Here is a 13682-nt window from a genome sequence, read left to right on the forward strand (position 1 = left end):
GATAAGATTCAGCACTAACCCATTTTCTTCGACATTTCCACTTCATGGCTGATGCCACATTTGGAAGATTTAAAGGAGTGACAGTCTGTGGACAGCCATACTTCCGAATTATGGCAGCAAATATTATCGATTATTCAAACCAAATTAAGCAAACCGAGCTTCGATACATGGTTTAAGGCGACGAAGGCATTAACTCTTAGCCAGCACGCCATTATCATCTCGGCACCTACAACATTTGCCGTAGAATGGCTGGAAAGTCGTTACACCAAATTGGTAGGAGCTACGGTTTATGAAGTTACCGGACAACAGGTTGACGTCAAATTTGTGATTGAGGAGAACAAGCCCGTAGAGCCTGTAATCCAGCAGATGACGCCTTCTCCCGCAGTATCGCGTGAAGAAGCGCAGACTCATTTGCTTAATCCCAAGTACACTTTCGATACGTTCGTTATCGGCTCCGGCAACCGGTTTGCGCATGCAGCCTCTCTGGCTGTAGCGGAAGCGCCTGCCAAAGCGTATAATCCCTTGTTTTTGTACGGCGGGGTGGGTCTTGGGAAGACTCATCTAATGCATGCCATCGGGCACTACGTCCTGGAACATAACCCTAACAATAAGGTTATCTACATCTCGTCCGAGAAATTCACGAATGAATTCATCAACTCCATCCGTGACAACCGCGGTGAAAGCTTCCGTAACAAATACCGCAACGTTGACATTCTGCTGATTGACGATATTCAATTCCTGGCCGGCAAAGAGTCAACGCAGGAGGAATTTTTCCATACGTTTAACGCTCTTCATGAAGAACGCAAGCAAATTATTATCTCCAGCGACCGTCCCCCAAAGGAAATTCCCACTCTGGAAGAACGGCTTCGTTCCCGTTTTGAATGGGGACTCATTACCGATATTCAACCGCCTGATCTGGAGACGCGGATTGCCATTTTGCGCAAGAAAGCCAAGGCGGAGAACCTGGATATCCCCAATGAGGCCATGATGTACATCGCCAACCAGATCGATACGAACATTCGCGAGCTTGAGGGCGCATTGATCCGTGTTGTTGCCTATTCATCGCTTACCAACCAGGACGTAACCACTCATCTGGCAGCCGAAGCACTGAAGGATATCATTCCTTCCAGCCGGCCGAAGATGATCACCATGAACGATATTCAGCAAAAGGTCGGCGAATATTACAATTTGCGCATGGAAGATTTCAAGGCGCGCAAACGCACCAAAGCCGTAGCTTTTCCACGTCAAATCGCTATGTATCTCTCCCGTGAATTAACGGATTATTCGCTTCCCAAAATCGGAGAAGCTTTCGGGGGACGTGACCATACGACAGTTATACATGCCCATGAGAAGATTACGCAGCAATTAAAGGTAGACCAGGAGTTGTACAAAGTGGTAAATAATCTTGCGGAGAAAATTAAAAATCCTTCCTAAGAGGAACAAAGAGCCTATGCACAATCTATACACATGTGGGTAGGCTTAATTTTATGCTGTTTCGGGGGTTATCCACATAAACGGCGCCCCTACTACTAATACTATTAAATAACTATAATAATTCATCTTCTAAGAGCAGGTTTCGAAGAGGAATTACGTACACCTATTTCCCAATTTTTCAGCTAGGAGTGAAATCATGAAAATCAGCATTCTTAAAAATGAACTCAACGAATCAATCGGGCACGTATCCAAGGCAATCTCCAGCAGAACTACAATTCCCATTCTGACCGGCATTAAGCTGGAGGTAAGCCATCAAGGCGTTACCCTGACTGCAAGTGATACGGACATTTCCATCCAGTCCTTCATACCTGCAGAGAACGATAGCCATACCATCGTGAAAGTGGAACAGCCAGGCAGCGTTGTGCTTCCAGCCAAGTTTTTCGTCGAGATCATCAAGAAGCTTCCCTCCAAAGAAATTCACATGGAAGTCAAAGAGGGCTTTCAAACCTATATCTCTTCCGGCTCCACGGAAATTCAGATCGTCGGTCTTGACCCCGAGGAATTCCCAGTACTGCCGAGCATCGAGGAGAACGAAACGATCTCAATTCCAGGTGATTTGCTGAAAAATATGATTAAACAAACCGCCTTCTCCATCTCCACCCAAGAGACAACACCCATTCTGACAGGGATTCTGTGGAATCTGAGTGAGAATGAATTTAAATTTACAGCTACCGACCGCCACCGTCTGGCCACAAGAGCTGCGCATCTGGAAGGGACCGAGAATGTCCAATTCGCCAACATCGTCATTGCCGGCAAAACGCTGAATGAGCTAAGCAAAATCATACCGGACCAGAATATGCTGGTGGATATTGTCGTGGCCGATAATCAGGTGCTCTTCAAAATCGACAAAGTGCTGTTCTATTCGCGGATTCTGGATGGAATTTATCCGGATACTTCTAGAATTATTCCGACCAACTACAAAACAGAACTAACTTTGGATACAAAAAAACTCAGCGAATCGATTGACCGCGCTTATTTGCTGTCCCGTGAAGAAAAAACAAACATTGTACGTATGCAGACACTGGAGAACGGCGATGTTGAGATCTCTTCCAGCTCGTCAGAGCTGGGGAAGGTCCGTGAAGAACTGGAAGTGCTTGATTTCAAAGGCGAGCCGCTCAAAATCTCCTTCAACTCCAAATATATGCTCGATGTCCTGAAAGTTGTCGAAAGCGAGCAGCTCGTCATCGCCTTCACCGGTATGATGAGTCCGATTATTCTTAGACCGCTGGATGACAGCCGCAGTCTGTATGTCATTCTGCCGTACCGCACAACAAATTAAACGCCGCTGTTCACGAACCTGTGGATAAGTGGTGGAAAGGATAAAAAACATGAAAAAAATACTTATCCACAGTGGATATATTAAGCTGGACCAGTTCTTGAAGCTTTCAGATTGCGTATCCACAGGCGGCATGGCGAAGGCGCTGCTGCAGGAAGGCTACGTGAAGGTTAACGGGGAAAAAGAAGAACGACGTGGCAGAAAGCTTTATCCGGGTGATACAATAGAGGTTCAGGACAACGGCGCATTCGAGATTGAAGGCGGCGGAATAAAAGAGTAGTTCACCCAAGGAGGCAGAGGTTCGTGTTTGTTAAAAATATCGGTCTGCAGCATTACCGTAACTACGGGCTGCTGCGTCTGGAGAGCCTGGGCGATGTGAACCTGATTCTCGGTCAGAATGCCCAGGGCAAAACAAACCTCATGGAGGCTCTGTTCGTCCTGGCGATGACCAAGAGCCACCGTACCTCGAAGGACCGGGAACTCATTTCTTTCGATGCTCCCGGAGGATCCGCGCAAATTGTTGCCGAGGTGGAACGTAAATATGGCGATTTGAAGCTGGAGCTGACCTTGTCCGCCCAAGGCAAAAAAGCCAGAATCAACGGGCTGGAACAGCGCAGGCTCAGTGAATTCGTCGGCTCGCTCAACGTGGTGATGTTCGCTCCGGAAGATCTGGAGATCGTCAAAGGGACACCTGGAATACGGCGCCGGTTTCTTGATATGGAGATTGGCCAGGTGCAGCCAAGTTATCTTTTCCATCTGCAGCAATACCAGAAGGTGCTTCTGCAAAGAGGCAATCTGCTGAAGCAGCTATGGGGCAAGGAAGCAGCAGGCAAGGAGCTGTTGGAAATATGGGATGCCCAACTTATAGAGCATGGTGTTAAAATCGTCAAAAAAAGGAAACAATTCATAAAGAAGCTGCAAATCTGGGCAGAAAGCATTCACCGGGGCATTACGAACGGCGGGGAAGAGCTGAAATTGCTGTACGTCCCCTCTTTCGGCGAGCGGGACGAGGAAGATGAAGCTGTCTTATTAGACAAATTTATGTTAAAGTTATCACAAACAAGAGATCAGGAAATTAGGCGCGGCATGACGCTGACGGGTCCCCATCGGGATGACCTGTCCTTTTTTATCAACGGAAGAGAAGCTCAGGTCTACGGTTCTCAGGGGCAGCAGCGCACGGCAGCTTTGTCGCTCAAGCTGGCGGAAATCGAGCTGATCCATGAAGAAATCGGGGAGTACCCTGTGCTGCTTCTTGATGATGTTTTGTCCGAGCTTGATCCTTACCGCCAGACTCAGCTTATAGAAACCTTTCAAAGCAAGGTACAAACCTTCATCACTGCCACCGGTGTGGAAAGTTTAAGTGCCGATAAATTAAAAGGCGCAAGCCTATACCATGTTCATGATGGAAAAGTGGAGTTATAAAGAGCGGAGGAAGAGAATGTATATTCATTTGGGCGGAGAAAAGATTATTCGATCCTCAGAGCTGATTGCTATATTTGATATATCGATTGAGAGGTCCTCGAAGGTGTCGAAGCAGTTCATTGTTCATTCCCAGCAGGATAAAAAACTGGAACGAATCGGTGAAGAGGAAGCGAAGTCCATTGTCGTGACCAAAAATACTGTGTACTACTCCCCTATTTCCTCCTCCACTCTCAAAAAAAGAGCCAAAATCTTGTTGGAAATATAAGCTTTTCAGGTTACAAGAGATAATCAGAAAGAAGTAGGTGAAGGCATGTCAATGAATCAACCGACATATGATGAGAGTCAGATTCAGGTACTGGAAGGGCTGGAAGCTGTTCGGAAACGTCCCGGCATGTACATTGGTTCCACTAGCGCTAAAGGTCTGCATCATTTGGTTTGGGAGGTCGTCGATAACAGTATCGATGAGGCGCTGGCAGGTTTTTGCGACCGGATTCAAGTGATTATTCATGAGGATAACAGTGTGACCGTTATTGATAACGGACGGGGTATCCCTGTCGGTGAGAACGTGAAGCTGAAGAAATCGACGCTTGAGGTTGTAATGACTGTCCTGCATGCAGGTGGTAAATTCGGCGGTGGCGGATATAAGGTTTCGGGCGGTCTTCACGGTGTAGGGATATCGGTTGTGAACGCATTATCCGAGAAGGTAGTTGTAACCGTCAAACGTGACGGCCACGTCTACCAGCAGGAATACAGACGCGGTGCACCCCAATATGATATCAAGATTATCGGAGATTCCGACGAGACGGGTACCACTACAACCTTTCATCCGGATTCGGAGATTTTTACCGAAACGACAGTCTTCGAATACAACACGCTCCTTACTCGTATCCGCGAGCTGGCGTTTCTTAACAAGGGAATCGAGCTTTCACTGCTGGATGAGCGGACTGGGGTTTCCAATACCTTCAAATACGATGGCGGTATCGTAGAATATGTGAAATATTTGAACGAGAAAAAAGAGGCGCTTCATGAGGATCCGATCTACGTGGAAGGCTCACGGGATATGATTGCGGTTGAAGTAGCTCTGCAATATAACGATTCGTACACAGAGAACATTTACTCTTTTGCCAACAATATCAATACGCATGAAGGCGGAACGCATGAATCCGGCTTTAAGAGTGCATTGACACGGATCATCAATGATTATGCCCGCAAAACCGGCGTGATCAAGGACAGCAGCAACAACCTGACCGGAGATGACGTTCGTGAAGGATTGACGGCGATTATTTCCGTGAAAATTCCTGAGCCGCAATTCGAAGGGCAAACGAAGACCAAGCTCGGCAACAGTGAAGTCCGCGGGATTGTAGAATCCTTGTTCGGTGAGAAGCTGCAGGAATTCCTGGAAGAGAACCCTGCGGTTTCCCGGCGGGTGCTGGAGAAGTCACTGCAGGCTTCACGTGCCCGTGAGGCTGCCCGCAAAGCCCGTGAACTGACCCGCCGCAAGAGCGCTCTTGAAGTCAGTGCCTTGCCGGGTAAGCTGGCAGACTGCTCATCCAAGGATGCTTCGATCAGTGAGCTGTATATCGTCGAAGGTGACTCTGCCGGTGGATCAGCCAAGCAGGGCCGGGACCGTCACTTCCAGGCGATTCTGCCGCTGCGCGGTAAAATCCTGAACGTAGAGAAAGCACGGCTTGACCGTATCCTATCCAATGCCGAAATCCGGGCGATTATTACTGCTCTGGGAACCGGGATCAGCGAGGACTTTGATCTGTCCAAGGCGCGTTATCACAAGGTTGTTATTATGACTGATGCGGACGTCGACGGAGCCCATATCCGGACTCTGCTGTTGACCTTCTTCTACCGCTACATGCGGAAGATTATCGAAGCTGGCTATATTTATATCGCCCAGCCGCCGCTGTTCAAAATTGAGCGCAACAAAGTCATCCGCTATGCTCAAAGTGAGAGAGAACGCGATGAGATCATTGCTACCTTTGGTGAGAATGTTAAGGTAAATGTTCAGCGCTACAAAGGTCTGGGAGAAATGAACGCCACCCAGCTTTGGGATACCACCATGGATCCTGAGAGTCGCATGATGCTGCAGGTAACGATTGATGATGCAATATTAGCTGACAGTATCTTTGATACACTTATGGGAGATAATGTGCAGCCAAGATATGAATTCATTCAAGAGCATGCAAAATCGGTTCGGAACCTTGATATTTAATCATATGCGCACACCGGTCCTCATACAGACCTAGCATATGTTCCTAGCAAAGAACCTCCAGTTTCCTATTCCTTGGCGAATAGAAGCCGGAGGTTCTTTCGGTTAGGGTAGTCTTTTGCTCAGGAGAGGGGTTACCGGCGGGAGACTGCTGTTTTTCTTCTCTTTAACCGTCCATACGCCACAGCATAACGATGAATTTTGCGATAAATAGATTTGTCGTGAATTAATTTAAAGGCAATAATGGAGGGAAGGGTGTTCACTTCAAGCAGCCATACATCATGATGCTGATCCAGGGCAATATCAAGCCCGATCTCTTTAAGACCAGGGTAGGCTGTTTCAAGCTGCATGGCGATTTTTACACCCAGGGATTTTAACGACTGAAGCGTGGATGCCATCTCTGCCGGACCCATATGTTCTTTAAACAACGCATTGACGGTAAAGACACTTCCCCCGTTATGATAATTGGTCACAATCTTTTGCGGAGCGGCCACTCTGCCCAGCATTCCGGTTGTTTCCCACCCTCCATCCGGTCTTTTTTGCGTCAGTACCCGCAAATCAAACGGGCGGTCAGCATGCCGGAGCAAATCAATTCCCTGTTGGATTAAGTAGGAGCGTCCTTTAATCTTCGGCTTCAAAGCATTATGCAGCTCCTCCGTTGTGGAGAATGCTTCTGCCTCCAAACCATGGCGCAAGATATACATTATTTTTTGTTCAACCGCGGCTTCACTGCTTCCAGTACCGTAATCTCTGTTGACCGGCTGCTGTCCGCTGGGACTTAAATTCACCGTACGCTGCTCGGCTCGCATCACACCATTCCCATAAGTCCCGCGGTCAGGTTTTATATATACCGTCCCGTAGGTTCCGAGCAATTCGTTAAGAGCGGCCAAACTGTACTTTCGTGTTTCCGGGATGAAGATTGCCAGTAGGCGGTTTTGCAGGATAACTTTAGTTTTTGCCCATTTGCTGGAGACCCGTTGAATCCTCATTATCTTCCTCCTTAAAAGTTTTGTGAGCGTAACAGCATTGAATTCTCCTCGTACAAAACTTGCTTCGAAAGCATAAACTTAAAGTTTTGTGGGTTGATCTGAATGATGAATCTGGAAAGCTGAAATTTTAGGACAAGCTAACTAAACAATGTTATAATATAAGGATATGGGGTTATGTCATTTTGGACAAAACCAGGGCCATATAACCAATCTTCTTGTCTTTACAGTCTATGTAACGAAGACATTGGCGGAAAGGGCATTTACCCCTGACTGTGCCAAAAGAAATGAATATAGAAGATATAAATCTATAGTGTTTAATTGTGCTGCTTTTGTGAAAGTAATATAATAAAGGGTAGCGGTTTTTAACTGAAGGAGGTCCAGCAACTCATGGCTGAACAAAATAACCCGCAAATCAAAGATCGGGACATTGGTGAGGAAATGCGCGAATCCTTTATGGATTACGCAATGAGCATCATTGTAAGCCGGGCTTTGCCAGATGTGCGGGACGGACTCAAGCCTGTTCACCGACGCATTTTGTTTGCGATGTCGGAACTTGGAATGTCTCCGGATAAACCTCACAAGAAGTCAGCGAGAATCGTCGGTGAGGTTATCGGTAAGTATCATCCTCACGGGGACTCCGCTGTTTATGAGACGATGGTACGGATGGCGCAGGATTTCTCCATGCGCTACATGCTCGTAGACGGTCATGGGAACTTCGGTTCCATTGACGGAGATATGGCGGCAGCAATGCGGTATACCGAGGCACGCCTGTCCAAAATCGCCGGAGAGATGCTTCGCGATCTCAACAAGGAAACAGTTGATTTCGCACCTAACTATGATGGTGAAGAGAATGAACCTGTAGTTTTGCCTGCGCGTTATCCTAACCTGCTCGTTAACGGGGTATCCGGGATCGCTGTAGGGATGGCTACCAACATTCCTCCGCATAATCTGGGTGAAGTCATTGATGGCGTACAGGCGATGATCAAGAATCCAGAGATCACACCTATGGAGCTTATGGAATATATTCAAGGGCCGGATTTCCCTACAGCGGGCTATATTTTGGGCCGTGAAGGTATTCGCCAAGCTTACCGCACAGGACGCGGATCGGTTACGATGCGTGCTAAAGCAACTATTGAGGAGAACAATGGTAAAGCGCGGATCATTGTGCATGAACTGCCTTATCAGGTCAACAAAGCGAGATTGGTTGAAAAGATTGCAGAATTGGTACGTGAGAAACGGATCGAGGGAATAACCGATCTTCGTGATGAGTCCGACCGTAACGGTATGCGCGTTGTAATTGAGATGCGGCGTGATGTCAATCCAAGTGTCGTACTCAATAACTTGTACAAACATACTGCCATGCAATCTACATTCGGTATCAATATGCTGGCTATTGTAGGCAACGAGCCGAAGATCCTGAATCTTCGCGACGTGCTGTATCACTACTTACAGCATCAAATCGAAGTTATCCGCCGGCGGACGATCTTTGATCTGAAGAAGGCTGAGGCACGGGCGCATATTCTGGAAGGTCTGCGTGTTGCACTGGATCATCTGGATGAGGTTATTGCGCTGATCAGGGCTTCTCGTACGACGGATATCGCCCGTGAAGGCTTGATGGAAACATTCAGCCTCAGTATTGAGCAGGCTCAAGCAATTCTCGATATGCGGATGCAGCGCCTGACCGGATTGGAACGGGAAAAAATTGAGAACGAGTATAATGAATTGCTAGTCAAGATTGCCGAGTATAAGGAAATTCTGGCCAATGAGCATCTCGTGCTGGATATCATCAGCAACGAGCTTCAGGAAATCCGTGATAAATTTTCGGATGACCGCCGCACTGAAATCACAGTCGGCGAAGAAAGCATTCTTGACGAGGATCTGATCCCGCGTGAAGAGGTTGTCATTACGATTACGCATACCGGTTATATCAAACGTCTGCCGGTGAGCACGTATCGCAGCCAGAAGCGTGGAGGCCGCGGTGTGATCGGGATGGATACCAAGGATGAGGATTTCGTGGAGCATCTCTTCGTGAGTAATTCCCATAATTACCTCATGTTCTTTACCGATAAGGGCAAAGTTTACCGGATCAAGGCGTATGAGATTCCTGAGCTCGGACGTACTGCACGGGGGACGCCGATTATCAACCTGATTCAAATTGAACAGGGTGAGAAGATCAGTGCAGTTATCCAGGTAGAGGAAGCGGATAGCGACAAATACCTGTTCTTTGCTACCCGCGAAGGGATCGTGAAGAAAACGCCGCTTGAAGATTATAACAACATCCGCAAAGGCGGATTGATTGCCATTAATCTTCGTGAGGAAGACTCCTTGATCGAAGTTAAGCTGACAGACGGAGAGCAGAATCTGATTATCGGTACTGCCCGCGGCATGTCGATTACCTTCTCCGAGAACGATGTACGTTCTATGGGCCGCAGTGCAACAGGGGTCAAAGGGATTAACTTGGACGACAATGACCATGTGATCGGAATGGACTGCGTGGACAAGGAGCTTGAGGTGTTGATCGTAACGACTAAGGGTTACGGCAAGCGTACACCTGCCAGCGACTATCGTTCACAAACCCGTGGCGGTAAGGGGATCAAGACCATTAATCTTACGGATAAGAATGGACCGGTTGTTGGCTTGAAGGTTGTTAAGAAAGACGAAGACCTGATGATCATTACAACGAGCGGGACCTTGATTCGTACGAGTATGGATGGGATTTCTACCATGGGCCGTTATGCGCAGGGCGTTAAGCTGATTAATATCCGTGAGGATGATGCAGTAGCTACCCTTTGCAGAGCCGATAAGAATGAGGAAGACGAATTGTCCGAGCTCGAGGACGGCGAAGAGGGCCAGGTTACAGCAATAGATGAAACTGCTGAAACTACTGAAGCCGCTGAGCCTGAAATGGACGCTGGCAATGACGAGGATATTCTCGAATAGCACCCTATAAAGAGAGCACAGGTTTCTTATAAGAAGCCCGTGCTCTTTTTTTTGCTTTCTAATATAATTTTTATGGATTGCCGATACACTATCTAGCCGCTTGCAACTATCCATACTATAATTAGAGAATCAAATACTCCGGTGCTGCCTGGCGGCACACCAGTTAGCCGGTAATGTTCAGTCTCTATATAGAGCAGCATTCCTGAGCGCAAGTGTCATGAAGTAGAGGGGCTGAGTGGATGCCAAATATATCCGTAGCAGAAGTTAAACCAGGTTCAAAAGTTATTAAAGATGTAGTTACCCCTTTAGGAGGAGTATTATTTCCCAAGGGAAAAATAATACTGCCACGCGACGTTGAGATTCTGCAGGCTTTTTTAATTCAACAGGTGGAGATTGAAGGCAACCAGGGAGAGGCTGTACCTGCTGAAAATGTTAAAGCAGCCGCGAAGACGTTGCCAGTCAAGGCAGGAACACTCATTAATGAGTCAGTGCTGGCCAAAAGCAATTCCTCTTTACATGATGAATATGAGAAGATGCTGATTTTGATTAAGCAGAGCTACCGTTCTGTTGCTGCTGCCTCGATACCCATTTTTGAATTACGCAGTCAGTTGGAAGCATTGATCGGCAATTTAAAAGATTATCATGTCTTGAAGTTTGCTCCACGGATTCTGCATGATGAAGATTATAACTATCACAATGCAGTGCTGTCGGCATTAACCTGTTATAAAATCGCCCAGTGGTGCGGATATCCGCAGAAAGATTGGATGCAGGCTGCATTTGCCGGTTTGCTGCATGATATCGGTAACGTTAAAGTAGATGGGGCACTGCTGCACAAGCCGACCCCGCTGAATGGAGCGGAATTAGAAGAAGTCCGCAGACATACCACTTATGGATACCAGCTGCTGAGAAATGTTACAGCTATTAACGAAGGGGTTAGACTTGCGGCACTTCAGCATCACGAAAAAATAGACGGTACTGGTTATCCGCTCCATCTGGAGGGCAGCCAGATTCATGTCTACGCCAAGATCGTTGCTGTGGCTGATATCTTTCACGCCATGACCCTGGAGAAGGCTTACAGAAAGGCTCAGTCGCCTTATCTGGTATTGGAGCAGCTACAGACCGAAAGCTTCGGTAAGCTGGATCCGGTTATCGTTCAAACCTTTATTCAGAAAACAACAGATCTCTATAATGGCACAAGAATACGATTAAGCGACGGGCGTCATGGAGAGATTATCTTTACAGACCGCAGCAATCCTACCCGCCCTATGGTGCAGGTGGAGGGAAAAATCGTCAACCTGATGATGGAACGTGAGCTATACATTCAGGAGATCATTGCCTAACCCAAGGGATGAGTCCAATGAAAGCTTTGTTATCGCCCTTTATGCTGGTGCTTTTGCAGTAGGGGGCGGTACAAGCTGTTTACTCTAGAAAGAATTTTATAAATAATGCTTGCAATGTAGAACCATACATGATATATTCTATTTCTGGCCGCGAAACATCAACGCCGGGCTCGAAAAAGAAGTTGAAAAAAAGAGCTTGCATTGATCGGTTGGATGTGATATATTATAAGAGTTGCTGGTGACGAGATAATCGACACTGACAACGAGCTTGATCTTTGAAAACTGAACAACGAGTGAGTATGGAAATCACGCAAGTGAGATCCAAAATTAGAGAATGTAAATTCTCGTCAGATGTTTCAAATTGAGCAATCGCTCTTTCTAAATACCAATTTGGAGAGTTTGATCCTGGCTCAGGACGAACGCTGGCGGCGTGCCTAATACATGCAAGTCGAGCGGAGTTATGATGGAGCTTGCTCCGGATTAACTTAGCGGCGGACGGGTGAGTAACACGTAGGCAACCTACCTCTTTGACTGGGATAACTACCGGAAACGGTAGCTAATACCGGATAATTCCTTTGTTCACATGGACGAAGGATGAAAGGCGGAGCAATCTGCTACAAGGAGATGGGCCTGCGGCGCATTAGCTAGTTGGTGGGGTAACGGCCCACCAAGGCGACGATGCGTAGCCGACCTGAGAGGGTGAACGGCCACACTGGGACTGAGACACGGCCCAGACTCCTACGGGAGGCAGCAGTAGGGAATCTTCCGCAATGGGCGAAAGCCTGACGGAGCAACGCCGCGTGAGTGATGAAGGTTTTCGGATCGTAAAGCTCTGTTGCCAGGGAAGAACGTCCGGTAGAGTAACTGCTACCGGAGTGACGGTACCTGAGAAGAAAGCCCCGGCTAACTACGTGCCAGCAGCCGCGGTAATACGTAGGGGGCAAGCGTTGTCCGGAATTATTGGGCGTAAAGCGCGCGCAGGCGGCTATTTAAGTCTGGTGTTTAAACCTTGGGCTCAACCTGAGGTCGCACTGGAAACTGGGTGGCTTGAGTACAGAAGAGGAAAGTGGAATTCCACGTGTAGCGGTGAAATGCGTAGATATGTGGAGGAACACCAGTGGCGAAGGCGACTTTCTGGGCTGTAACTGACGCTGAGGCGCGAAAGCGTGGGGAGCAAACAGGATTAGATACCCTGGTAGTCCACGCCGTAAACGATGAGTGCTAGGTGTTAGGGGTTTCGATACCCTTGGTGCCGAAGTTAACACAGTAAGCACTCCGCCTGGGGAGTACGGTCGCAAGACTGAAACTCAAAGGAATTGACGGGGACCCGCACAAGCAGTGGAGTATGTGGTTTAATTCGAAGCAACGCGAAGAACCTTACCAGGTCTTGACATCCCTCTGAATCCATTAGAGATAGTGGCGGCCTTCGGGACAGAGGAGACAGGTGGTGCATGGTTGTCGTCAGCTCGTGTCGTGAGATGTTGGGTTAAGTCCCGCAACGAGCGCAACCCTTGACTTTAGTTGCCAGCAGGTTAAGCTGGGCACTCTAGAGTGACTGCCGGTGACAAACCGGAGGAAGGTGGGGATGACGTCAAATCATCATGCCCCTTATGACCTGGGCTACACACGTACTACAATGGCCGGTACAACGGGAAGCGAAACCGCGAGGTGGAGCCAATCCCAGCAAAGCCGGTCTCAGTTCGGATTGCAGGCTGCAACTCGCCTGCATGAAGTCGGAATTGCTAGTAATCGCGGATCAGCATGCCGCGGTGAATACGTTCCCGGGTCTTGTACACACCGCCCGTCACACCACGAGAGTTTACAACACCCGAAGTCGGTGGGGTAACCCGCAAGGGAGCCAGCCGCCGAAGGTGGGGTAGATGATTGGGGTGAAGTCGTAACAAGGTAGCCGTATCGGAAGGTGCGGCTGGATCACCTCCTTTCTATGGAGAATCGTTTCCTGCAATGGAAACATTCAAATCGGAAGTATTACTTCCAAAACT

9 protein-coding genes and 1 rRNA gene are annotated in these 13682 nt (G+C 48.0%); 9 read left to right on the plus strand and 1 reads right to left on the minus strand.

Annotated features, from left to right (window positions below; genetic code table 11):
- Positions 1 to 87 precede the first annotated feature (87 nt).
- The 6 genes from dnaA to gyrB all read left to right on the plus strand — a co-directional run bounded on the left by dnaA (position 88) and on the right by gyrB (position 6413).
- Positions 88 to 1434 carry a chromosomal replication initiator protein DnaA gene (gene dnaA, locus H70357_RS00005; RefSeq protein WP_038584283.1) on the plus strand — a complete coding sequence of 449 codons (1347 nt, stop codon included), beginning with the start codon at positions 88 to 90 and terminating at the stop codon, positions 1432 to 1434.
- Between the two features lie 196 nt (positions 1435 to 1630).
- On the plus strand, positions 1631 to 2773 hold the full coding sequence (gene dnaN / locus H70357_RS00010) for a DNA polymerase III subunit beta (protein ID WP_038584286.1): 1143 nt from the start codon (positions 1631 to 1633) through the stop codon (positions 2771 to 2773).
- Positions 2774 to 2822: 49 nt separating this feature from the next.
- The gene (yaaA, locus tag H70357_RS00015) at positions 2823 to 3050 is read left to right on the plus strand and encodes a S4 domain-containing protein YaaA (RefSeq protein ID WP_038584289.1); all 228 of its coding nucleotides are present in this window, start codon (positions 2823 to 2825) and stop codon (positions 3048 to 3050) included.
- Between the two features lie 23 nt (positions 3051 to 3073).
- Complete coding sequence (gene recF / locus H70357_RS00020) at positions 3074 to 4192, plus strand: DNA replication/repair protein RecF (protein ID WP_038584292.1); 1119 nt, start codon at positions 3074 to 3076, stop codon at positions 4190 to 4192.
- Between the two features lie 16 nt (positions 4193 to 4208).
- Positions 4209 to 4457 (plus strand): extracellular matrix regulator RemB, encoded by a 249-nt coding sequence (gene remB, locus H70357_RS00025; protein ID WP_038584295.1) that lies wholly within the window; start codon positions 4209 to 4211, stop codon positions 4455 to 4457.
- Between the two features lie 45 nt (positions 4458 to 4502).
- Entirely contained in the window at positions 4503 to 6413 is a 1911-nt protein-coding gene (gene gyrB, locus H70357_RS00030) for a DNA topoisomerase (ATP-hydrolyzing) subunit B (RefSeq protein WP_038584297.1), read from the plus strand.
- Between the two features lie 131 nt (positions 6414 to 6544).
- Here the strand turns inward: gyrB and H70357_RS00035 are convergent, their stop codons facing one another.
- Entirely contained in the window at positions 6545 to 7399 is an 855-nt protein-coding gene (locus H70357_RS00035; protein WP_038584301.1) for a YheC/YheD family protein, read from the minus strand.
- A gap of 387 nt (positions 7400 to 7786) precedes the next feature.
- Here H70357_RS00035 and gyrA point away from each other — a divergent pair, with 387 nt between their 5' ends.
- The 3 genes from gyrA to H70357_RS00050 all read left to right on the plus strand — a co-directional run bounded on the left by gyrA (position 7787) and on the right by H70357_RS00050 (position 13622).
- Positions 7787 to 10339 (plus strand): DNA gyrase subunit A, encoded by a 2553-nt coding sequence (gene gyrA / locus H70357_RS00040; protein ID WP_038584303.1) that lies wholly within the window; start codon positions 7787 to 7789, stop codon positions 10337 to 10339.
- Positions 10340 to 10578: 239 nt separating this feature from the next.
- A complete protein-coding gene (locus H70357_RS00045; RefSeq protein WP_038584306.1) occupies positions 10579 to 11679 on the plus strand; it encodes an HD-GYP domain-containing protein in 1101 nt (366 codons plus the stop codon).
- A 387-nt stretch (positions 11680 to 12066) separates the two neighbouring features.
- Positions 12067 to 13622, plus strand: a 16S ribosomal RNA gene (locus H70357_RS00050).
- Positions 13623 to 13682: the final 60 nt, after the last annotated feature.

Origin of the sequence: Paenibacillus sp. FSL H7-0357 (genome assembly GCF_000758525.1) — a bacterium.
Lineage (GTDB): Bacteria > Bacillota > Bacilli > Paenibacillales > Paenibacillaceae > Paenibacillus_AQ.